The organism is Bacillus sp. FSL E2-8868 (assembly GCF_038005505.1).
GTDB classification, from domain to species: domain Bacteria; phylum Bacillota; class Bacilli; order Bacillales; family Bacillaceae_G; genus Bacillus_A; species Bacillus_A mycoides.
The window spans coordinates 842,949-866,028 of the sequence record NZ_JBBOTI010000002.1 but is presented as its reverse complement, the minus strand read 5'-3'; the positions used below and the strand labels follow the sequence as shown (position 1 = coordinate 866,028).

Below are 23,080 nucleotides of genomic sequence, written 5' to 3'. Positions count from 1 at the left end.
ATTATTATCTTTGCAAGAAAGGAGGAATAATATACCATTTCGAGACATTTTTAAAGTTTTTGTATTATTTGTAATGTTTCTTTAATAAAAGAAGAAAAGATGGAATCCGGGTAGGATTGTATCTTTTGAGCGGCTTCTGTAGCTTCCTCCAGAGCCCTTTTTTTATCGTTAAGTTTTACATAACAAAGGGCACGATATGCACCTGCTGTTGTAAGCCACGCTTGATCAAGTGGATGGTTCATATAATCCGGCATGATATCACGTTGCAATGCTTGTAAAGCTTCCTCGTAACGTTTCAATCCGTATAAAGCTTTTCCTTTTTCAAGATAATACAATCCGTCGTCTTGAAAAAGTGGCTCATCTTTTAGTTTCTCTCGAAATTGTTCTAGATGTTTTAATGCGATTGTATATTCATTAGTAATCGTGTTGTAGTAGTAAGCTTTTAAAATATCAATAATCGCAATGGATAGAGTATCTTCTGTAAAAATGGCAAATTGCTCAGATTTTTTTATGTAATATAAATATTGTTCTTTATCAGCTGTAATGACTTTTTGGTAAGATAAAATCCGATAAAATTCGTCTGTTTTAAAATATACTTGATGCTTTTTTGAAAACTCGAGTGCCTCTAATATTGTTTTTTCACATGTTTCATAATCGCCGCATGCTAGTAAAATGATGGCTTCATATAAACATAACTCGATATGTATAATGAGATCCATTTCTAAATGTTTCTCTTCATAATCATTTCTAATACTAGCTATAAGTTGTAAACATTCACCATACTTTTTACGTGTGAATATCGTAAAGGATAATTTTAATTTTGTTTCCGTACTGTCCCGGTATAACGTATATTTTTCAAAAATAGAAGTAGCCTTTTCAACGTAATATTCAATGTTGTAATCTTTCATAATCGCCGCAGCTGTTACAAATTGTTTATATAAACGAGCGGTATTTAAAGTAGAAGGTAGCTCTTTTTGAACGATAGGTAGTAAAGTCTCATATACTTCATCACATTTATTTGCCTTTATTAGTTGTTCCATTTGTTGAATGATTTCTACAATTTCTACATCATCTTCTTCTAGTAAAAAACTCGTTTCGCATCCAAGTTTTTCAGCGATGTATTGTAATGTTTTCATGGAAGGTGTAGCTTTTCCATTTTCAATTTGACTTAACATACTTTTTGTCAGTTCTGAACCTGCTAATTCAGTTTGAGTAAGCTTTTTTTCTTTTCGTAACGTTTTAATTTTCTCGCCGAGAGTAGCCATCATATGCTCCTTTATAATCAAAAAGTTAAATATAATTAAACTTTTCGTTGTAAAAATTGGAAAGTTTTATATATAATAAGTTTAACACAATTTAACTTTTAAAGGGAGAGTGTCATAATGGGGGATGTAAGTATAGGTCAAAATGATTGGAAAATGAAGATTGCAACGAGAAATATTATTTTAATGATGATTGGAAAAATGACGTCCTTGTTAGGGGCGGGTATTTATACGTTTGCAATGGGATTATACGTATTAAAGACAACTGGTTCAGGAATGGGGTTTGCAACTACTCTTATTTGCGGATCAATACCAAGAATGATCTGTGGCCCAATTGCAGGTGCTGTAGCTGACCGTGTGAACCGAAGATGGCTTGTAATTGGCACTGATTTATTAAGTAGCTTAACAATGCTTATCATGTTTATTCTTGCTACTATATTTGGACCATCACTTCTGTTTATTTATGTATCAGCGGCATTATTATCAATTTGTGCAAGTTTTTATTCTGTTTCATTAACTTCGTCTATTCCTAATTTAGTAGATGAGGAGCGTATTCAAAAAGCGAGTGCTTTAAATCAGACGGCATCATCTTTATCGAATATTTTAGCGCCGATTATTGGAGGAGTTGTATTTGGTTTCTTTTCAATCAAAACATTTTTCCTGTTAAATAGTATTACATTCTTTTTAGCAGTTATTGTACAATTATTCATCGTATTTGATTTATATAAAAAAGAATTGGCCGAAAGTAAAGAGCATTTCTTGACGAGTATAAAAGAAGGTTTTTCATATGTGAAACGACAGCATGAAATATATGGTTTAATGAAAATTGCAGTAGGGGTAAACTTTTTTGCGAGTGCACTTTTCGTTTCGCTTCCATATATTATTATTAAAAATTTGCATTTATCCTCGAAGCAACTCGGTGTTGTAGAGGGAATGTTAGCAGTCGGGATGCTAATTGGTGCAATTGTTTTATCAGTACGTAAAGAAGTGAATAATCCGTTTCGCTCTGTTTATATTGGACTGTTTTTATTTGCGGGCTTGAGTTTATGCACAGTCTTTCCGTTATTAGTTATCATTCCGAAAGTAGCAAGTTTTATTTACTATATCACTTTTATGATTTTAACCGGTATATCAATGATGGTTGTAAATATCCCGATGCAAGTACATATGCAAAAGACGACAGATCCAAACTATTTAGGACGTGTATTCGGTCTACTTGAAACAATTTCTACTGCAATCGCACCGCTTGGAATGATTGTATATGGATTATTATTAGATATGTTACCGACTAGCATTGTTATGATGACATTAGGTGGAGGATTATTGTTAGTTGTATTAGTTGGAGTAAAGCAGCATATGGCGAAAAAACAAGTGGATGTATCGGTTTAAAAGAAAATTTTAACAATATAAAAATGACCATATTAGTATTTTAGTTTTTGAAACTCCTTTTCATGTATGTTACAGTAAAGTGAGCAGGCAAAGAAAAGGAGAAAACATCATGAGAAAATTAAGTTTTGTAATGCTTTTTCTGTTAGTCGTAATGACTGGATGTAGTAATTATGACACGTATATTGAAACAGGTATGCAATCATTGAAAAATGAAAAATATAGTGATGCGATTATGTGGTTTGAAAAAGCGGAAAAAGAGAAATCAGGAAATGAAGCGAAGGCATATAAAGAAGTCGCTCAGTTACTAGATCGTGGTGCGACAGCATTAAAAGACGGTAAGTATTTAGAAACGAAAGATATTGCAAATGAAGTGTTACAAAAGAAAAAAGATGATGCACTTGAAAAAGCTGTGACATCAAATGCAGAGAATATGCTTCAAAAAGCAAAAGATGTGGAAGAGAAAGTAAATGAAAGAGTAGCGAAACGAAAAAAGGTAAATGAAGAAGGAATCGATAAATTAATTAAAGCTGTTGATAGTATAGATGATGTAAAAGAAAAAGAGAAAAAAGTTTCAGAAGCATTAGATAAGGCTGAAGAGGCACAAGCAAAAATTGAGGATAAGAAAAACAAATAGAGTTATAGTTTAAAAGGCTGTCGTGTATAACGACAGCCTTTTAATTTTTTTCTGCAAAAGAAGTAATGCTGTGTAGTAAAAAAGAAATTATTTTAGAATTCCATCTGTCCTCATGATGAATGGTATAAATATTACGCTGAAATTCAAAATCAGGGATCGGTATATAGCATAGCTCATTTCGTTGTACTTCTTGCTCAATAGCAAGTTTTGAAATAAAGGCAACCCCATTACCATATTTTAAAATTTGTTTCATCGTTTCTAATGAATCTAGTTCAATTTCTGATTGGAATGTAATGTTATGTGCTAACGTCCATTGTGTAAGTAAATCTCTCGTTGTAGATGGGTTACGATGCAATAATATACGTTCTTTTTCGATATCTTGTAATGATACATTTGTTCTTTTAGAAAGGTGATGTTCTTTGGAAAAGGCAAGAACAAGTGTATCAGGCGTTACATTCATTTGTTTTAGAAGTGGTTCGTCAAACGGTGCCGCAGAAATTATCCCAAGATCAATTTCATGATTTTGTAGCATCGTTCGAATTTCAGGAGCTGTTTTTACTATGAGTGTTATTTTTATATTTGGAAATTCGCATTGAAATTGGTGAACAACTTCTGGTAAAAGATAAGTCGCGGGTACATAACTAGCACCAATTGTTATAGCGCCTTTATTAAAATCTTTAAACTCTTGTGTGACCCGCCTAGCTTCTTTCATAAGTGCATCTATTTTACAAGCATAATGATGCAACGCTTCACCAGCTTCTGTTAAGAAATACCTTCCGGAACGTAATTCAAATAAAGGCACACCAAGTTCCTCTTCTAAGCTTTTTATATGAAACGTAATAGTAGGTTGTTTAACGCCAAGTTTTTCTGCAACAATAGTAAGCTTTTTGTATTTCTTAATAAGCACTACAATTTCTAATTTTAAGAGATTCATGATAAGTTGGCCCCTTTTTCTTCTAACTATAGAAAAAATCTATAGAAATAAATAGTTTATTAGAGATTTTTTAATTTAATCTTTACAGTACATTAACATTCAGTATAAAACTTCCAGATAGAATGAAAGCAGGTTAAGAATGAGGGGAGAGAGGTGAAACGATGGATATTAAAATTCATGGATTAGAAAAGGCATTTGTGAAAACACAGGCGTTAAAGCCGTTACAGATTGTAATGAAAAAAGGGGAATTCACCACACTTTTAGGACCTTCAGGATGCGGGAAAACGACTTTACTTAGAATGATTGCAGGGCTTGAGGAACCGGATAAAGGTGAAATATATTTTGGAGATAAGTGCATGTATTCTTCTGCTAAAAAGATAAAAACATCTCCTCATGAACGGAATATCGGCATGGTATTTCAAGATTTTGCTTTATGGCCGCATATGACTGTATTTGAAAATGTTGCATTTGGTTTAAGGGCTACAAAGCAAACGAATCAATTAAGAGAAAAGGTAGAAGATGCGATAAAGCGAGTTCGTTTGCAAGGTATGGAGAAAAGATATCCGCATGAACTCTCAGGTGGACAGCAGCAACGTGTCGCATTTGCTAGAGCAATTGTAACGAAACCTCATTTTATTTTGTTCGATGAACCGTTAAGTGCACTCGATGCAATTTTGCGAGAAGAAATGCGATTAGAACTTATGGACATCGTTCATTCAATTGGTTTAACGGCATTGTATGTAACACATGATCAAACAGAAGCTATGTCAATGTCAGACCAAATTATTGTCATGAAGCAGGGTGAAGTATTACAAAAAGGAACACCAGAAGACATTTATGTGAAACCGTCTCATGAATTTGTTGCAAAATTTGTTGGTAAGGCAAATTGGCTTGTAGAGGGGAAAAAAATGATTCGTCCAGAGCATGTGAGCTGGACAAAAAATGACTTATGCGAAATGTATACAGGTGAAGTTCAGCACGTTACATATGTAGGAGAACGTTATGAAGTGAAAGTAAACATGGGGACACTCGGTGTATGGACAGCTTATCACAATAGTAAGCTAAGCGTTGGTAAACCGGTATCGTTATATGTACCAAAAAAATGTATTCATCATATAGGGGGAGAATCGTATGAAGAAATTCAGTTCGCTTAAGTCTTTATTTGTATGTACTTTACTATTTTCTGCTGTAGTAACAGGTTGTAGCTCAAAGACAGGCAGTGTAGATGCAAAAAATAAAAACGCTAATGAAAAAAAAATCGTTGTATATAGTGCAGGACCAAAAGGATTAGCAGAAAAAATTCAAAAGGACTTTGAAAAGAAAACAGGGATAAAAGTAGAAATGTTTCAAGGAACAACAGGTAAGATTTTAGCAAGAATGGAGGCTGAAAAGAAAAATCCAGTCGTTGACGTTGTCGTACTTGCTTCTTTACCAGCGATGGAAGGATTAAAAAAAGATGGGCAAACGTTAGCTTATAAAGAAGCAAAACAAGCTGATAAGCTTCGTTCTGAATGGTCGGATGATAAAGGACATTATTTTGGATATAGTGCTTCAGCATTAGGAATTGTGTATAACACAAAAAATGTGAAGACAGCACCTGAAGATTGGAGCGATATAACGAAAGGAGAATGGAAAGGGAAAGTGAATCTTCCAGATCCAGCACTTTCAGGTTCAGCTTTAGACTTTGTAACAGGATATGTGAAAAAGAATGGACAAGATGGATGGAATTTATTTGAACAGCTTAAGAAAAATGAAGTTACAGTAGCTGGGGCAAACCAAGAAGCGTTAGACCCAGTTGTAACAGGTGCGAAAGATATGGTAATTGCGGGTGTTGACTATATGACGTACAGTGCAAAAGCAAAGGGTGAACCGGTTGATATCGTATATCCAAAAAGCGGAACAGTCATTAGTCCACGTGCAGCAGGCATTATGAAGGATAGTAAAAATGTAGAAGGTGCAAAAGAGTTTATTGATTATTTATTATCAGATGATGTGCAAAAACAAGTTTCTAAAGCGTATTTGTTGCCCGGTAGAAAAGATATAAAAGCTGAAAATAGACCGAATGTAGAAGAGATTCCAGTATTAAATATTGATTGGAAAACAGTTGAGAAAGAACAAGATGAAATAGCAAAACAATTTAAGAAAGTATTTCAATAAGATGGTGATTACATGGTAAATCGATTCGTATCAGTAAGACAAGTTGGAATGACAGTAGCGTTGTTACTTGTGGCGATGTTAATCGTCATTCCGCTTTTTCTCATTTTATTTTCTAGTGTATATGAAAATAGCAGTTGGAATTTTTTAAAGCCTTTTGAAGTCATGCAGAGTGGTGGATTAGCTGGGATTTTTCTAAATTCGATGCTTCTAGGTGTACTCGTTGTAATAGGAGCTACAATATTTGCGTTTCCATTGGCGTTCATTATGAGCAAAACAGATGTAGGAAAGTATAGTAAGTTAGATATTGTTTTTATGATCCCATTTATGACCCCGCCCTATATCGGATCGATGGGATGGATTTTGTTCATGCAACCTAACGGTTATTTTGAACAATTTTTTCCGGCTTTAAAGCCGATTTCATCATCGTTTTTTAGTTTAGGCGGTATGGTTTTAATTATGAGTCTGCATTTATTCCCATTCCTTTACTTCATGTTGAAAAACACGTTACTTCAGATTGGGAGTAGTAAAGAAGAAGCGGCAGCAGTTCATGGTGGAAGTTTTTTCTATCGTTTAAGAAAAATAATACTACCGTTATTGTTATCAAGTTATGTAATGGGTGCTTTACTCATTTTCGTAAAGACGATTGCTGAATTTGGAACACCAGCTACATTCGGACGTAGAATAGGATTCCATGTGTTAACATCTGAGATTCATAAATTTATCTCTAGTTGGCCGATTGATTTTGGCAGTGCCACAGCACTATCTTCTTTATTACTTAGTGCGTGTATGCTCATTTGGTATATGCAAAATGTATTGAATCGAAAGTATACATATGCAATGGTTAGTGGAAAAGGTGTGAAATCTAAAAGGTATACTTTGTCTATATTTGCGCGCGTTATAGCATGGGTTTATGTAATTGGCTTACTAATAGTAGCAATTGGAATCCCATACTTTTCTATACTTATTGCTTCTTTGTCGAAGTTAAGAGGCGGTGGCTTACATTTTAATAACTTTACAACAAGCCATTATGAAGCATTATTTACAATTGGTTCTCCGGGATTAGAAGCTTTATGGAACAGTTTTCTTTTTTCACTCGTAACGGCGATTGTTGCTGTAATTATTGGCGTATTTTTGGCGCTTATGATTCGAAAGGGGAAAAAGTCCTCTGAAAAATGGCTTGATATGTGCGGCATGTTACCGAATATGGTACCAGGAATAGTGATGGTTGTAGGGCTTATTTTATTTTGGAATTCACCCTATATGCCTATGTCAATTTACAATACACCAGTCATGGTTATCGTAACGTATGTTGTTCTCTTTTTACCTTATACGGTGCAGTATGTAAAAGCATCGCTCGGACAAATTGATGATTCTCTTGTACAGGCAGGAAGTATTTTTTCCGGGAATTACATTTATATTTTTAGAAAAATAATATTGCCGCTTATTATTCCAGGAATTCTTGCTGGATGGGCGATGACATTTACGATTTCGATACGAGAGTTAGTAGCATCGCTTCTCGTACTACCTCCATCAGTAGAAACGTCAGCAACGTTTATTTTTGCTCAATTTGAACAAGGAGAAGTATCTATAGGAATGGCAATGGCTGTTGTTTCTGTGGGGCTTACAACAATGTGCTTATTACTTCTGCAACATATGGAGCAAAAACGAAAAGGGGTAGCATGATGAGGATGGAAGTATGGGGAGGAGCGGGAGAATACGGTCGTTCCTGCTATTTTGTAAAAAATAAAGAGACAAAAATAGTATTTGATTGTGGTATTAATCGATCATATGAGGATAGTTATCCCAAAATAGAAAGAGAAGTTGTTCCATTTTTGGATGCAGTATTTTTATCACATATTCATGAAGACCATACGATGGGTTTACCTTTATTGACGAAGTATGGATATAAGAAAAAAATTTGGACGACTCGTTATACGAAGGAGCAACTTCCAGCTTATTTTGAAAAATGGGGAAACTACAATCTTTCAAAAGGGTGGAATTTACCTTATAACGATCAAAATATTAAAGATTTAAATTATGTATGTATTGATGAGATTAGTAATCCAAATGAATGGATACAGATTACACCGACGTTGAGGTTTCAATGGGGGTATAGTGGGCATGTATTAGGAGCTGTTTGGTTTTTAGTGGATATGTGTAATACATACGTATTTTATTCTGGTGATTATTCAGCAGAATCTAATATACTACGAGCTAATTTACCTGAAAATTTGCGAAGCGATATAAAAATTGCAATTGTAGATGCCGCTTATCACACTGATGATGTTTCACAAAAGGAACGAGTAGACGAATTATGTGCAGAAATTGAACGAGTTGCTCAAAATAAAGGAACAGTATTACTACCACTGCCCTCACTTGGTAGGGCGCAAGATATAGTATTTTATTTATATGAACGATATAAAGAACTTCCAATTATAGTAGATAAAGAAATTTTGGCTGGATTTGAAGAGATGTTCATATATAAAGATTGGTTAAAAAATAAAGAAAAACTTGAACGGGTTGTGGAGGTTTTAAAAAGAAACATAATAGTTATGGATAATGACATTTGTATGCAAAATAGTTACGGAATAGTTGTAATGAGTGATGCGAATATGCAAACGAAACGAGCACAGTTGTATTATGAACAGCTTCGGCATGAAGAACGAAATTCCATTATCTTTACTGGACATATTGCTAAAGGGAGTTTTGCAGAAAAGGTGATGAAAGAATGTGTAAGTAGAGAATGTAGGGTAGAGCGAGTTCCATATAAGGTTCATCAAAGTATAAGTGACGTTAAGGCGATGTTAAATACATTATTACCAGAACATACGGTGTTAGTACACGCACTGAAAGAGGATACGGATCGATTACAGCAAAAGCTTAGTACAGCAGGATATGAAAATATATATTCACTTGCAATGGAACGTATAGAAGTAATTTAAAATGTAAAGGAGATCGGTATATGAAAAAAGTATTTGTATTCGTAAGTATTTTCTTTTGTTGTTTCCTTTATAACGTTAAGGAAGGTTTTGCTGCTAGTCCAATGAAACCTAGCTTTGAAGTGAAGTTATTATTAAAGCCAGAACAAGTATTAGGTTATAACAAAGAGATGAAGCAAGAGGTACTAGAACATTTCCAGGCTGGTACAAATTATGAAAGAATACAAGTGCAATTTTTAGATACGGCGAATAAAAGTTTAAGTAATGAAGGTTGGTTTGCGAGGATTCGAAAGAAAGAATTTAGTAAAGATTTTGAGCTAACATATAAAAAGAGATACCCGATTCAAAATGGTATGATTCAAGATGCATTAGAAGTAGCTAAGAAGGATGGATTTGATAGTAAAACTGATAACTATGAGGCAGAAATAGATTGGGGATTTGAGAAAAAAACGTTAAGTATTTCAAATAAGAAAAGTTACAGTGCTAAAGGGTATGGAGTACTTGATTTACCAAACGAACGAGCCGCTCAAAACATGTTAATAGAAAAGTTGCCAGGGAAAATGAACAAATGGTTGTATACGAATTGGGGAGAAGAAATGCTCAAGAATTCTCGTATTTACGGTCCTGTATTAATGAAACGGTATACAGGGGAGTTTGAAAATATAAAAACGAATATTGAAGTTTGGCCACTAAGTAATACAGGGAAAATAGAAGATGATTTCGTAATAGAAGTGTCGTTTAAAACAAATGAGGAAAGTATTGCAACAAAACAAAGAGAATTATTAATGAAGAGTTTAGAACAAAAAGGATGGTTGTTACCGAAAGATAGTTTGAAGACAGAGCTTATTTTTCAGTAAATAGGAAAGAAGGAATCTATGTGCCATGGATTCCTTCTTCTAATATATGAGCATTAAGCTAAATCAGCTGACACGAACATATCATTATTTTGAAGGTTTTTAGAGCGTAAACTATAAGCAACTACCTTCTTTTTATGTTGTTTTACTACATCAACATGCTCTTCATGACTATAAATATAAAATGTAAAATCTTTTTTGCCACGTTTTGCATTGATAATTAAAGGAGTGCCTTCATTGTGTGGTGGTGCATAATAGCGATCTAAAAATAATCCTTCGTTAAAATCATGAATAATTTTGGATTTCTTTTCGCCTTCTAAGTTATTTCCATTGATTGTAACAGTCACATTCTCTTCTTCAAGTTGTGGATGTGTTTCGTACTTGCTAATAATGGATTCAATAGCAGAGTTAGGAAGGCTAGAAACAATAATTTTAAATGCTCCAAATACAACTAACATTACAATAAACCAAGTCGTCATAGTATTTCATCCCCTTTATCCCACAGTAACGGTCCGTAAAATCCTGGTTGGTGCGGGCTAATAATCAGTGTGGGATAGATACCCCGTACTGACTAAAATTTCACTTTATCCTATTTAACAATATAACTCAGGTGGCAATAGTACATATGGTGAAGTTTTGTATAATTTGTGAAAAATATTCCATTTTTATGAACGAAATATTAGAAAAATCAATTTTGTTACAAAAAGTTGAAATCGAAGTATTTTAAAAGAAAAAGGTTTATAATAAAAATATAACTAATAACAACATTACTAATTATAAGGAAGTGTAACTATGAGTACTGTAACAATCGTATATGGTATTATTCTTTCTACAATTATTGTTTTATTTATTGTCGGGGTATCGCGTTATATTCATAAGTGGAAAGAAGGAGTTGCGAAATTAAATCACATTGAAGAAGAACTTAGTGATTTAATGTTACATCATGGTAAGTAAAAAGTTTATTTTTTAACTAAATAATGTGAAAAAAATCACAAAACATGCTCTCATCATGAAGGCATGTTTTTTTGTTATGTGAATGATAGGCACATTCATACATTTTTTCCATACGATACAGTGTAAAATCAGAAATGTTCGGAGCGGGAAAGAGGGATTGAATGAGTAGTTCAGGTTATGTTACAGATAATAAAAATTTAAAGAAAAGCTCAGGAACGCCAAATCTTTTCTTTGATTCGAGAAAAAATGTCTTTTTTAAAAGAGATGAGAAAAACGTTGCATATGAAGTTACCTCAACGCAGTTACCTGCGATGATAGGAGGGGCGTTTGTTGATTTATTTATGACGAAAGGGCATATGCGGGAACCACATTGGCATCCGAATGCGTGGGAATTAGATGTTGTTGTATCAGGAGAAGCAGTTACATCCATTTTAAATCCCGAAACGAATCAATTGCAAAATTATCATGTGAAAGCGGGACAAACTGTCTTTATTCCAATGGGATGGTGGCATTGGATTACAGCGGTAACAGAAGAAGTACAATTACATTTGTTCTTTAATAACGATCAGTTTGAAACAGCAGAGGGATCAGACATACTTAGATTAACACCGCCAGAAGTATTTCAAGCTGCATACGGTGTAAGTGCAGAAAAATTAGGAAAGGACCTTTCGCCAATTAAGGAGTCAGTTGTAATTGGTCCTCCTAACTCAAATCGACTAAATAGCGTTAAAGAAAGTGACGACTCAAATATAGTTGTTACGTTAAATGGACAAATAACATCATGTGAAATAGAGTAACTCTTTCTTTTTTTAGGAAGAGTTACTCTGTTTTGTATAATTTTGTATTTTTATTCGTTATAATTATTATATAGAAGGGAATTTATAGAGGGGGCATATTGTGAACATATTAAAGATTATAGGAATTGTTGCAGGAGTCATTATAGTAGCTGTTATAGCTTTCTTTGTTATTATGAAGTACTATTTGTCAAAAGAAGATCCTGATTACGTATTAAACTACATAAAAGAACATAAAGGTGATGAAACGTGTTCATTACTAATTAGAAAAAATGGGGAAGTATTAACATCTATAAATGAAAATGTAAAATTGCCATTAGCGAGTACGGCAAAAATCGTCATAGCAGTTGAATTTGCTAAGCAAGTGTCAGAAGGAAAAATAAGTCGAGATGAACAAATTTCATTGCAGGATTTAGAAAAATATTATGTTAAAAACACTGATGGTGGAGCGCATCCTGACTGGTTAGAAGATTCAAAAGTGAGAGAGTTAGTGCAAAATGGACAGATTGCTTTAGAAGAAGTGGCTAAAGGGATGATTCATTATAGTTCTAATGCGAATACAACATATTTGTTAGATAAGCTTGGAATAGAAAGAGTAAATGATAGTTTAAAAGAGTTAGAACTTACTAGTCATGACAAGTTCTCTTCGTATACTGCTTCACTATATATGAGAGGGTATGTAGAAAAAGAGCTTAATGAGCCAGAAAATCAATCGTTAGAAATGATACGTAACATGTCTAATGATGAATATAATAAACACGTGTTACAAATACATGAATGGATGAAAGATGAAAGTGAATGGAAGAAACGTGATATACCATTAAAAATAGATATGGAATTCCAGCGTATTTGGTCAGATCGATTAGTGAGTGCAAATGCTAAAGATTATTTGAGTTTAATGGAAAAGATAAATAGTAGAAATTATTTTCCAAAATCAATGCAAGATGAAATTGATAATGTTTTTAAAGGAACAGTTGAAAATAGTAAGTTGGAATATGCTGGTCAAAAAGGTGGTTCTACCGCATTCGTATTGACAAAAAGTTTGTATACTACAGATAAGAAAGGGAATAAGGTAGAAGTTGTAATTATGTTTAACGATATAGAAGATCAAGTTGCATATCAAAAGCTGAGAAATAATATAGATTATTTTATTCAAGATGCTATAACAGATGAAGAATTCAGAAGAAAGTTATAATGGAATAATTTTATTATGTAAACAAAAGAGCGCTTTTTAAAAGGCGCTCTTTTCTATTCATGATACAGGATTTCCTATTTACTGCATGGAATATAGATTGAAACTAAGAAAGGAAGCTGAATAATGACTACAGTATATTTCGTTCGCCACGCTCACTCTACATATACAAAGGAAGAAAGGGAACGTCCCTTATCTGAAGAAGGAGAGATTGATGCAGGTAATGTAACAAGTTTGTTAAAGGATAAAAACATTGATGTTGTTATTTCTAGCCCGTATAAAAGGGCGATTCAAACCGTGCAAGGAATTGCGAATACATATAATTTATCAATACAACTGGAAGAAGATTTACGGGAAAGGTTATTAAGTAAAGAGCCAGTAACAGATTTTAACGATGCTATTCAGAAGGTATGGGAAGACTGGACTTTTGCATACGAAGGCGGAGAATCAAATGATGTAGCGCAAAGACGCGCTGTAATATGTATGCAAAGTATATTAAAAAAATATAAAGGTAAGAATATTGTAATAGGTACTCATGGGAATATTATGGTATTACTAATGAATTATTTTGATTCGAAATATGGTTTTCAGTTTTGGAAAACCCTTCATATGCCTGATGTGTATAAATTAACTTTTGATAATAATTGTTTCAGTTCTGCTGAAAGAATACAGTCTACAGATTATCAGATAAATAATTTGTAAAAGTTTATCAAAAAAAGAGGAAAGGGAGAAGGTATTGTAGAAGTATGACTTTGTAACATAAAAAATATTGGTTAAAGGAGGCTGTTTACATGTTTGAGAAAGAGAAAGAAGGGCTTATTGAAGTTCACAACGTATATGAAATCGCACCAGCAGATGGAGCAATTATAGGTATGGCAACGGAAGAAGAAATGGAGATTGCTGCTGAACTAGAGTTACAGTACTATGCCCATTCTCGTTTATTAGAAGCAAATATTCAGTTAGACGGTTCCTCCTATAAAGAGTTACTTCAGGAGTTCCAGGAGTACGAAAGAAAATCAATGAACTTTTGGAGAGCAATACATAAACGTTTAGCTGTGCCATGGGCATGGGTACTACGTATTGATGTTGCGAACGGTCCTATATATGTAAGCAATGGGAGTTCGTATTATGAAGAAGTCGATGATGAAGAAGACTATGAATAGATAAGTAAGGAAGCAGCTTTAGTTGCTTCCTTTTTTTATTTACAATAAGTGAATGGCTTCAATGATAGCATCTGGACGATCGTTTTCTATCCCGTGACTAGCATGTTCAGCCAAAATGTATTGGCTGTTTATTGAGAGATTTAATTGTTCACGAATAAGTTCTTGCCACATATCTTCAAGTTGTGTAGCTTCTTCTTTTGGCATACCGCCCTCAATCAATTGAGCAATAGAATATTGAGGATCTCTACTGATAACAATTAATGGTATTTCTAATGTTTTATGTTGTTTTTTTATTGAGCGAGCACAATTTTTCCACTCGGACAGTTCAGAAGCTGTCGCTTTATATAATGAAGGAGAGGTAGAAAATTTGATATGCTGTTTTGTTGTATTGACGAGCATAGGTTTTAGTTCAGTATAAAGCGCGTCTGCATTCATGTTGGAGTAGGTATGATATTTTTGTAGCCACATATCATCAGAATCAGTTTGATCAGAAACCGGTAAATGCAGTTCATCTAATCGGTGTAAGTTCATGGAAGTAGAATCAACTAAAAGAAGTGCTTGCAGCCTATCTTCATGTAACATTGCAAAATGTTGTGCGCATAAACCTCCATAGGAATGACCGATTAAAATGATTGGCTCATAAATATCTAGTTCATGTAGTAACATATGTAGTTCTTTTACAACTTGCATTGTTGTACGTCGATTAGTTCCTAGCTCACTTTTTCCGTAACCTGGGCGATGATATGAAATGACTGTGAATTTTTGTGAAAGCTTTTCTATAATAGGAAGCCAATCATAAAATGAGCATCCCATTCCTGTTTGAATGACTACAGTTTGTTTACTACTACCTCTCATATATACTTCTACAGTTTGTCCAAATATCTCTACTGATCTATTAATAGTAATTCCCCCTAAGCTTGAAATACTTTTTGGCAAGTAAAGACGATACACCAGGCGCATATGCCGAAGAGTATAGATGTACTAAGTGAAAAGGAGTTTTTTAAACCGATATAAACAATAAATAATAGTAGTGCAGATGCAGGAAATCCATATAATACGCCTAAAGCGAATTGACTTAATTCTTGTTTACTCCCACCTTCGAAAGAAATCCAAAATAAACTAAGTAAACTAATAAGAGGAAGGGCTGCGATAAAGCCACCAAGCGTACTAAAATATTTGGCAAATTCGGTTACACCCCCAATAATGAGGGCGGAGACGATGACCTTAACGAGGAAATGCATATTTTGCCTCCTTAGCTAATAACGAAAAGGCTTTTTCTATTAGTTGTTGTTCTTCTTTTGATAACTGTGATTCTAATATTTTTATCTTTTCTTTATCTAGTAAAGTATGCTTTTCTAATACTTCAATGCCTTCTTTCGTTAAAGTAAGGTTTACAACCCTTTCATCGTGTTTGTTTCTTTCTTTTATAATAAATCCTTTTTGAATAAGGCGCTTTACGTGTTCAGATGCTGTGTTATGAGAGAGACTAAGCTCAGTAGCAACTTTTCCAATTGTTATATCTTTCTCACGAGAAACGATTTGTAAAATACGAATAGCTTGGTGAGAAAGGTTGTCTTCATATTCATATCGTAAGTGATAATAAATACTTTCCCAATGTTGATTAATGTCTTTCATAATGATAAATCCTCCTATTTTTATATCGTATAGTAAGATATATTCGTTGATTCAGAAGTAAAATCCTTTTATTTTCATTAAAAATGTTGAAAAAGTTTATTTTTATTGAAATATAAGGTAATCTATGTGTAAAGGTATACATTTAGCAAGAGAGAGGATGATAGCTGTGAATACATTTAAATGGATTAGTCATGAAAAGATGTATGTAGATCAAATACATGTTGAAAAATGTGGTCCTCTTTCAGTCGGCGTATATGGAGGAAATCAAGAGAGTGATGCATATGAAAGAGGAGATGCAGTGCTAGCTTGGTGGGATCCGAAATTAGAATTTGAATTTGTTATGATTTTTGATACACATCATAAAACGAAAAATATACATTATATAATAGAAGCGATTTCAGAAAGAGAAGAAAAACTAAAAGAGTTATTTTCATACCCAATCCATTTAGCTTTTCATCATACACATATGTATTTATTAGCGTTATTTACAGATGAGCTCTTTATCGAGAAATGTGACCAAGATGATGAGGAACTTGCATGTTTAATTTGTTTACGAAAAGGCGAGTTCTTATATTGGCTATCAGTTGGTGATTGCTTCGCGTATTTATTCCATTCAGAGCAAACGAAAAATGGAAAAGGTAGGCTAAATAAGCGTAAGAACTATGAGTATATAGGAAGAAAAAATGTTTTTGCAGCGAATACACCTTGTTTTACATCAGGGGTAAGGGGATTAGAAAAAGGTCAGAATCACATTGTAATGGCAACGGATGGTATTTTAGAGTGTGATAAACTAAAGTTTGATGATGATCAATCTTTAGTAGAAATATTACACGACGGATCTTGTTTACAGATTGAGCCTGTATTAACAAATGTACTTCAGTGGAAAGGTAGAGATTGTGCCACTATTATTGGATGGTCCATCGATACTGAAAATAGACAATGTGCCAATTAATAAATGAAAGAGAGTTCAAGGGTTTTTGTCCTTGAACTCTTTTTTGTTAAGCAATATGAATATGATACGTTTTTAACCATTCATTTACTTGTAGCATATACTCCATAGCACTTCTTGCTTCAAAATTGGTAATCCCTTTGTTACTTTGATCAGCAATTGCAAGTAATATGGAATGGTTAATGAGTGAGAAAACAGGATTGTTTTTATTACTGCACATATCAAGCGTTAAATTGCGGATTGTTTGTAAATAGTGTGGATCCTGTGAAGTAGGGTAAGCGCTTTTTCTTCTATTTCGCACATCATCAGGTAAAGCTGGTTTCAGCGCTCTACGTAAAATTCCCTTTTCGATATTATCAATACTTTTAATATTGAAAGGAACATTCCATAAATATTCAACTAGTCTATAATCGCAAAACGGTACACGAACTTCAAATCCTACAGCCATACTCATACGGTCTTTACGGTCGAGTAAGAACGGAAGGAATCGTGTTAAAAATAAATAAAACATTTGACGTTGTTTCGCGGATTTTTTACTTTCACCTTCAAGAGTAGGTACTTCAAGAGCAGCTTCATGGAATCGTTTATTAATATACTGCTCAGGATTACATTGAGTTGTTACGTCGTTTAATAATAGAGAAGATGTGTTTTTCCAGTTTGTTAACCACGGAAACTTATCTACATATAATAGTTCTTCTTGATGAAACCAAGGATATCCCCCGAATACTTCATCAGCAGATTCTCCAGATAAAGCTACGGTTGCATCTTTTTTCATTTCGCAAAATAGTAAATAAAGTGAAGTTTCCATTTCGCCAGCACTGGGTAAATCTTTCGCGTGAAGGGGAACGAATAAGTGATTTGCTAACTCTTCAGCATTCACAATAATGTCATGATGCGATGTCCCTACATGTTCAGAAACACGTTTTACCCAAGGAGCGTCTAAACCAGTTCGAGCAAATGTCAGTTCGAAATCTTTCGCGCTATTTAAAAAATCGATTGAATATGTGTGAAGTGTTTTGTGTTCCTCTGCAAATTCTTTACCCGCAAGTGCAGTAATACCGCTAGAGTCTAATCCGCCTGATAACATACAGACGAGAGGAACATCGGCAATTAATTGTCTTTTTACTGTATCTTGTAAAATAGATAAAATATGTGATGATGTATCATCAGTAGAATCTGTATGAATCTTACTTTCTAAATTCCAATACTTTTGAACTACTTTTTTATCACGTGTGAATGTTATAGAATGTCCAGCACGAACTTCTTGGATATGTTTAAAGACGCCACATCCTGGAGTTCGAAATAAGCCTAATCCAAATATTTCATTTATGCCGTCCGCATCAATTTCAGCAGGAACAGATGGATGAGCTAATAATGCCTTTATTTCAGATCCGAAAATAATACTGTCATTTCTTTCTGTATAAAAGAGTGGCTTTACGCCTAAATGATCACGTGCTAAAAACAGTTGTTGCTTCTGATCATCCCATAAGGCGAAAGCGAAAATTCCGTTTAAATGTTGTACGCAGTCTTCTTTCCATTCTAAATAAGCATGTAGTAATACTTCTGTATCTGAATGCGTTTCAAATGCATGCCCACATTTTTGAAGCTGCTCTCTCAGCTCACGAAAATTATAAATTTCTCCATTATAAGTAAGAGCATACGTATAATCACCAGCACGAAATGTCTTCGGCTGCGTCCCACCTTCTGGGTCAATAACAATTAAACGTCGGTGTGCAAAGGCCGCACGAGGAGAAAACCAAAATCCTTCAGCATCAGGACCGCGATGCTGAATACTATTCGCCATCTTTTCTAAAATAACATGTTCATTTGAAAGATCTTTCTTCCAATCTACCCAACCTGTAATTCCACACATACAAATCTCATCTCCTAATTTAAAATTATAAAAATAGATTAATTAAATGAAATGTACATCAGGTTAAAGAATGTCTGCATAAATAGTGTACTACACTAATTGAATTACAGACTTGAGAAAATTTTCTTCAAGCTTATATTTATATGAGACAATGGCTAAGGAAAAGTATTCCATTACATACAAAAAATAAAAAAGATGAGAGAAAATATTTTTTTAGACGTTATATAGGGTGTAAAAGCTTTTACAAAAAAATAAGGGGAATCGCTACATGAAATCAAATGAGAAAAATTTTATAAAAAGATTACAGCGGCAGAAGGAAGATGCGCTAGAATTTGTTGTCGATACATACTTACCGCTCATAAAGGGGATAACGCACAAAGTTCTTCTTCCGGTTCAAAATGATGGACTCATAGAGGAATGTGTAAACGATATATTTCTTTCCATTTGGAATAATGCAAATAAATTTCATGGAGAGCCGAATGATTTTAAAAAATGGATTGCAGCGATTGCAAAGTTTAAGGCGATTGATTATTACCGGAAAGCGACTAGAACAGTAGAAATTATTTCAGATGAGTTTCATATTAGTACAGAAAAATCGGCAGAAGATGAATTAATCGTTATGGAAGATAGGGAAGAGTTATTGAAGCTTATTAATCAATTAGAACCGTTAGATCAAAAGGTGTTCGTTATGAAATATCTCCTCGGCATGAAGACAGAGGAAATCGGTGACAAGTTAGGATTAACCAGGGCAGCGATCGATAATCGTGTGTACCGGGGAAAAAAGAAACTACAACAAAATGCTACGAATATTAGTTTTGGAGGTAGTGCAATATGAAAGACATTTATGAACTATTAAATGATATTGATATAGATGAAAAAGAACTTGAGACTTCTGAAATTGAAAAAGAAAAAGTGAAACGTAATTTAAAACGATCTATACGTACGAAGAAAAAGATGAAAACTTGGAAAAAAGGTGTCGCTGCTGCATCCATTTTAGTAGGATTATCAGTTGTAACACTCGGTATCGGATTTCCTACATATGCTGGAGGATTGCCAATTGTAGGTGACATATTCCGCTTTTTAGATAACGGTAGAACAGGATTATATGAAAATTATAAAGAGTTTTCGACTGAATTGAATATGACGAGAGAGAGTAAGGGGGTTAAAGTTACAATTAATGATGCTGTGTTCGATGGTAGAACAATTACAATCACATATTCTATTGAGAGTGAAAAAGATTTAGGAGAGAAACCGTTCCTATTTGGAAGTCCGCAAGTTATGGGCTTTAATGGCGGAGGAGGTAGTTCGAACGTTTCAAAAGTTGGAGAGGGAAAATATGTAGGTATGACTACGATGAGTGGTCATGGTAGTGAAAGGTTAGATGTTGCAAATGTTTGGTGGGATATAGAGGCAATTGAGTTGGATTATGAAGGTAATGTAATAAAGGGGAACTGGAATTTCGCGCTTAGTTTAAAAGCAATGGATAGTACGGAAGTAAAGGTTAATAGGGTTTCTGAAAATGAATTAATAAAAGTAAATATAGACAAAATGGAAGTAACCCCAATGTCATTTATCGTTTTTTTCAATCAAGAAGAATCTAAGGCATTAAGAAGTATATGGGATAGTGCGGATGTTGAGTTAGAAATAAAAGATGATTTAGGAAATCATTATGCTGGTGAAGGAAATGGCGGAAGTAGTACAGTAGCAGAGCCACATAAAAGTAGTTGGAGTGCTACATTCCAAAAGTTAAACGAAAATGCTACAAAACTTATCGTTACACCTCATGTGCATTTGCGAGTTCATACACCTGAAAATCATGGTGGAGTGGAGTATGTGAATGGGAAAGAGAAGAAAATAGAAGTGCCGAAAAAAGAAGCGAAGAGTAAAGATATAGTGTTAGATGATATTGTCATTGATTTAAAGAAATAAATAAAGAGCCTGCCTTAAATGAAGGCAGGCTCTTTTTGTTAAGAACTAGTAACGAGCAATGCATGCGGATGCTGCGTTTTATACTCATCTTTCCATGTAATGTTTAGTTGTTCCCACGTTTCACCGCTATCAGTGGATTGAAAGATGCCATTGTTATTTAAAGTGTAAAACGTATGTGGTTCGGCTGGATTTGTAGCAAACATCGAAATGACTGTACCAATTGCAGATGGTAGACCTTGCTGTACTTGCTGGAACGGAGTATCTTTCGTTTTTCGATAAATATAAGATTCATAAGGAATACGGTGATGAGCAAGGTTGGCACTTGGTGCGGCAGAAACGAGAATTGTATCGCAATCAGCTGGATCGATAGCCATGCTGTATAAATAATGATGCTCAAGTCCGTCACTACATGAGATCCAGCTGTTTCCACTGTTATAACTTTCAAGATATGCACGATCAGGTCCGCCCATAAATCCGTCACCACATGATGCATAAAGGCGATTTGGGGCTTCAGGGTGCATGAGTAATTGATGAGCATCGATAGGAGCACCGAATTTTTTATCAATCCATGTATGCCCTTTATCATTACTTTGAATAACAGCACCAGCTTCGATTGAAACATGGAGTGTATTTGGATTGTTGGGATCAACTGTAATCCAGCGTACGTGATGGGTAAAAGGTCTAGGCGGAAAAGCCCACGTATAGGAAGATAATAATGATTTCATATTTTTAAGTTCAGTCCACGTTTCACCACCATTTTCTGAACGGAATAAAGCACTCGGTTCTGTGCCGACATAAACGACGCCGTAGCCGTTAACTTGTTCATTTGAGCTTATCGTTATAGAAGTAATAGAAGAGTGTAAAATACCATCCTCTTTAGGGAAATCAAAGTAACGATATGAATCACCAATTGGTCTCCACGAATCCCCGCCATCGTCACTTAGCCATAAACCTCGTCCAAATGTGCCGCAATAAACACGATTTGTTTGGAATGGATCAACCACAATACAGGTAGGTTGCATATTTTGTAAATGATATGTGGTTTCATAGTTACCATATTGTTCTTTTACTACAACAAGTTCACGCTCCATGCAGAGAAATAGTCGTTTCAATTTTGTAACCCCCTTAAAAATTCTTTCATTAGTAAACAATATGAAAATAAAAAAGAAGTAGTCTTGTTTTTAGTTGAGAAAAAGGACTTGTTTGAAAAGTAGCGAAGTTTGTATACAGAGGAAGCGGGATAAAGTGAAACTTTAATCAGTGGGATATTGTTCATCTTCTACGGATTAGTAGCATTCACTATCGGGCGTTAATGGGGATAAAGATAGGGGATTTGTTTCATACTAACATACAGATATTGCACTTAAAGGAGTATTTGTATGGGACACTCACATGATCACGGTCATTCAAAAAATAAAAAAGCGTTATTAATTGCCTTCTTATTAACAACAAGCTTTATGATTGCTGAAGTTATTGGTGGATTTGTAACAAATAGCTTAGCACTATTGTCTGACGCAGGGCATATGTTAAGTGATGCAGTATCCTTAGCTTTAAGTTTACTTGCGTTCAAGCTTGGGGAAAAAACGGCAACGGCTGCGAAAACATATGGGTATAAGCGAGTCGAAATGTTAGCGGCATTATGTAATGGTGTCGTTCTTATTGTCATTTCAGTATATATTTTTATTGAAGCAATTCGTCGTTTTAAGGAACCAGTTGAAATCGCTAGTAATGGAATGCTCATTATTGCTGTGCTTGGTCTGCTTATTAATATTGTATCAGCTTGGATATTAATGAGAGGCGGAGATGTGAAAGGTAATTTAAATTTAAGAAGTGCGTTCTTACATGTACTAGGCGATTTATTAGGTTCAGTTGGGGCGATTATTGCTGCGTTACTTATTAAATTTTTTGGATGGACTGCTGCAGATGCGGTTGCTAGTATTCTTGTGTCTATTTTAGTCATTATAAGTGGATGGCGTGTAACACGTGATACAGTTCATATATTAATGGAAGGTGCACCGCAGCACATAGATGCTGAAGAGGTGAAAAATACATTATTAAATATTACTATTGTAAAAGAAGTTCATGATTTACATATATGGTCTGTAACATCAGATTTTCAAGTATTAACTTGCCATCTTATTATCGAAGGTAATGAAACGCAAAGCGTATTGAAAGAAGCAACGGATGTATTAAAGGGGAAATTTCATGTAGAACATGTCACCATTCAAGTTGAAATAGAAGGTGAATTTAACCATAATGAGACAACTTGCAAAGTATGAAAGAAAAAGGGTATGAAAAAGTGTCATAACATTTTTCGCGTGGCATACATATATATAATGTGGCCACAAATACTTTGTAAGGTAAATATTTCATAAGATTACTTTACTTATTAAGAATCATCTTTTATAATCAAAAGTGTTAA

At 34.3% G+C, this 23,080-nt stretch carries 25 protein-coding genes; 17 read left to right on the top strand and 8 right to left on the bottom strand.

Translation table 11 applies throughout. The annotated features are described in order from the left end of the window. Positions 1-50 precede the first annotated feature (50 nt). Positions 51-1,265: a helix-turn-helix domain-containing protein gene (locus tag NSS74_RS15270; RefSeq protein ID WP_016092904.1), complete on the bottom strand. Its 1,215-nt coding sequence runs from the start codon at positions 1,263-1,265 to the stop codon at positions 51-53. 117 nt (positions 1,266-1,382) lie between these two features. Here NSS74_RS15270 and NSS74_RS15265 point away from each other — a divergent pair, with 117 nt between their 5' ends. Both NSS74_RS15265 and NSS74_RS15260 read left to right on the top strand, forming a co-directional pair. Further along, positions 1,383-2,651, top strand: a complete 1,269-nt coding sequence (locus tag NSS74_RS15265) for an MFS transporter (protein WP_002031019.1) — start codon at positions 1,383-1,385, stop codon at positions 2,649-2,651. A 109-nt stretch (positions 2,652-2,760) separates the two neighbouring features. Then, positions 2,761-3,285 carry a DUF4398 domain-containing protein gene (locus NSS74_RS15260; protein ID WP_002086429.1) on the top strand — a complete coding sequence of 175 codons (525 nt, stop codon included), beginning with the start codon at positions 2,761-2,763 and terminating at the stop codon, positions 3,283-3,285. Between the two features lie 40 nt (positions 3,286-3,325). On the opposite strand, the gene NSS74_RS15255 is transcribed toward NSS74_RS15260, so the two are convergent. After that, entirely contained in the window at positions 3,326-4,219 is an 894-nt protein-coding gene (locus NSS74_RS15255; RefSeq protein ID WP_012260691.1) for a LysR family transcriptional regulator, read from the bottom strand. Between the two features lie 161 nt (positions 4,220-4,380). On the opposite strand from NSS74_RS15255, the gene NSS74_RS15250 reads away from it, so the two are divergent. Genes NSS74_RS15250 through NSS74_RS15230 form a run of 5 tightly spaced genes read left to right on the top strand, consistent with a single transcriptional unit; the run spans position 4,381 to position 10,172 of the window. After that, entirely contained in the window at positions 4,381-5,373 is a 993-nt protein-coding gene (locus NSS74_RS15250) for an ABC transporter ATP-binding protein (protein ID WP_340813902.1), read from the top strand. Next, complete coding sequence (locus NSS74_RS15245; RefSeq protein WP_002086426.1) at positions 5,351-6,376, top strand: ABC transporter substrate-binding protein; 1,026 nt, start codon at positions 5,351-5,353, stop codon at positions 6,374-6,376. The genes NSS74_RS15250 and NSS74_RS15245 overlap by 23 nt, the downstream gene beginning before the upstream one ends. A gap of 12 nt (positions 6,377-6,388) precedes the next feature. After that, positions 6,389-8,059: an ABC transporter permease gene (locus NSS74_RS15240; protein WP_002031009.1), complete on the top strand. Its 1,671-nt coding sequence runs from the start codon at positions 6,389-6,391 to the stop codon at positions 8,057-8,059. Continuing rightward, positions 8,056-9,318 (top strand): MBL fold metallo-hydrolase, encoded by a 1,263-nt coding sequence (locus NSS74_RS15235; RefSeq protein WP_340813900.1) that lies wholly within the window; start codon positions 8,056-8,058, stop codon positions 9,316-9,318. Before NSS74_RS15240 ends, NSS74_RS15235 begins: the two co-directional genes overlap by 4 nt. A gap of 20 nt (positions 9,319-9,338) precedes the next feature. Further along, a complete protein-coding gene (locus NSS74_RS15230) occupies positions 9,339-10,172 on the top strand; it encodes a hypothetical protein (RefSeq protein ID WP_340813899.1) in 834 nt (277 codons plus the stop codon). Positions 10,173-10,225: 53 nt separating this feature from the next. On the opposite strand, the gene NSS74_RS15225 is transcribed toward NSS74_RS15230, so the two are convergent. Continuing rightward, on the bottom strand, positions 10,226-10,648 hold the full coding sequence (locus NSS74_RS15225; RefSeq protein WP_002011948.1) for a YfmQ family protein: 423 nt from the start codon (positions 10,646-10,648) through the stop codon (positions 10,226-10,228). A gap of 131 nt (positions 10,649-10,779) precedes the next feature. Here NSS74_RS15225 and NSS74_RS15220 point away from each other — a divergent pair, with 131 nt between their 5' ends. The 6 genes from NSS74_RS15220 to NSS74_RS15195 all read left to right on the top strand — a co-directional run bounded on the left by NSS74_RS15220 (position 10,780) and on the right by NSS74_RS15195 (position 14,272). Further along, positions 10,780-10,896 carry a hypothetical protein gene (locus NSS74_RS15220; RefSeq protein WP_002031004.1) on the top strand — a complete coding sequence of 39 codons (117 nt, stop codon included), beginning with the start codon at positions 10,780-10,782 and terminating at the stop codon, positions 10,894-10,896. Between the two features lie 65 nt (positions 10,897-10,961). Next, positions 10,962-11,123: a hypothetical protein gene (locus NSS74_RS15215; RefSeq protein ID WP_000109008.1), complete on the top strand. Its 162-nt coding sequence runs from the start codon at positions 10,962-10,964 to the stop codon at positions 11,121-11,123. Between the two features lie 161 nt (positions 11,124-11,284). Continuing rightward, positions 11,285-11,920, top strand: coding sequence for a cupin domain-containing protein (locus NSS74_RS15210; RefSeq protein WP_305927317.1), 636 nt, complete (start codon positions 11,285-11,287; stop codon positions 11,918-11,920). A 100-nt stretch (positions 11,921-12,020) separates the two neighbouring features. Continuing rightward, complete coding sequence (locus NSS74_RS15205; RefSeq protein ID WP_340813896.1) at positions 12,021-13,112, top strand: serine hydrolase; 1,092 nt, start codon at positions 12,021-12,023, stop codon at positions 13,110-13,112. A 123-nt stretch (positions 13,113-13,235) separates the two neighbouring features. After that, complete coding sequence (locus NSS74_RS15200; protein WP_002030998.1) at positions 13,236-13,811, top strand: histidine phosphatase family protein; 576 nt, start codon at positions 13,236-13,238, stop codon at positions 13,809-13,811. 89 nt (positions 13,812-13,900) lie between these two features. Then, on the top strand, positions 13,901-14,272 hold the full coding sequence (locus NSS74_RS15195) for a hypothetical protein (protein ID WP_000461762.1): 372 nt from the start codon (positions 13,901-13,903) through the stop codon (positions 14,270-14,272). Between the two features lie 39 nt (positions 14,273-14,311). Here NSS74_RS15195 and NSS74_RS15190 read toward each other — a convergent pair whose 3' ends face one another. From NSS74_RS15190 to NSS74_RS15180, 3 genes are read right to left on the bottom strand one after another with little or no spacing between them, the layout of a single operon-like run. Continuing rightward, positions 14,312-15,232 (bottom strand): alpha/beta fold hydrolase, encoded by a 921-nt coding sequence (locus NSS74_RS15190; RefSeq protein ID WP_340813894.1) that lies wholly within the window; start codon positions 15,230-15,232, stop codon positions 14,312-14,314. Further along, the gene (locus tag NSS74_RS15185) at positions 15,184-15,513 is read right to left on the bottom strand and encodes a DUF3147 family protein (protein WP_088292887.1); all 330 of its coding nucleotides are present in this window, start codon (positions 15,511-15,513) and stop codon (positions 15,184-15,186) included. Before NSS74_RS15185 ends, NSS74_RS15190 begins: the two co-directional genes overlap by 49 nt. Further along, the gene (locus NSS74_RS15180; protein ID WP_002030991.1) at positions 15,497-15,907 is read right to left on the bottom strand and encodes a MarR family winged helix-turn-helix transcriptional regulator; all 411 of its coding nucleotides are present in this window, start codon (positions 15,905-15,907) and stop codon (positions 15,497-15,499) included. The genes NSS74_RS15185 and NSS74_RS15180 overlap by 17 nt, the downstream gene beginning before the upstream one ends. Before the next feature lie 124 nt (positions 15,908-16,031). Here NSS74_RS15180 and NSS74_RS15175 point away from each other — a divergent pair, with 124 nt between their 5' ends. Continuing rightward, positions 16,032-16,859 (top strand): protein phosphatase 2C domain-containing protein, encoded by an 828-nt coding sequence (locus tag NSS74_RS15175; RefSeq protein ID WP_002012083.1) that lies wholly within the window; start codon positions 16,032-16,034, stop codon positions 16,857-16,859. 46 nt (positions 16,860-16,905) lie between these two features. Here the strand turns inward: NSS74_RS15175 and asnB are convergent, their stop codons facing one another. Next, on the bottom strand, positions 16,906-18,729 hold the full coding sequence (asnB, locus tag NSS74_RS15170) for an asparagine synthase (glutamine-hydrolyzing) (RefSeq protein ID WP_340813893.1): 1,824 nt from the start codon (positions 18,727-18,729) through the stop codon (positions 16,906-16,908). A 268-nt stretch (positions 18,730-18,997) separates the two neighbouring features. On the opposite strand from asnB, the gene NSS74_RS15165 reads away from it, so the two are divergent. Next, entirely contained in the window at positions 18,998-19,564 is a 567-nt protein-coding gene (locus NSS74_RS15165; protein WP_149190329.1) for a sigma-70 family RNA polymerase sigma factor, read from the top strand. Continuing rightward, entirely contained in the window at positions 19,561-20,658 is a 1,098-nt protein-coding gene (locus tag NSS74_RS15160) for a DUF4179 domain-containing protein (RefSeq protein WP_215588915.1), read from the top strand. The genes NSS74_RS15165 and NSS74_RS15160 overlap by 4 nt, the downstream gene beginning before the upstream one ends. Before the next feature lie 38 nt (positions 20,659-20,696). Here NSS74_RS15160 and NSS74_RS15155 read toward each other — a convergent pair whose 3' ends face one another. Next, the gene (locus NSS74_RS15155) at positions 20,697-21,770 is read right to left on the bottom strand and encodes a glycosyl hydrolase (protein ID WP_340813891.1); all 1,074 of its coding nucleotides are present in this window, start codon (positions 21,768-21,770) and stop codon (positions 20,697-20,699) included. A 267-nt stretch (positions 21,771-22,037) separates the two neighbouring features. On the opposite strand from NSS74_RS15155, the gene NSS74_RS15150 reads away from it, so the two are divergent. Continuing rightward, the gene (locus NSS74_RS15150; protein ID WP_002012090.1) at positions 22,038-22,937 is read left to right on the top strand and encodes a cation diffusion facilitator family transporter; all 900 of its coding nucleotides are present in this window, start codon (positions 22,038-22,040) and stop codon (positions 22,935-22,937) included. The last annotated feature ends 143 nt before the right edge of the window (positions 22,938-23,080 follow it).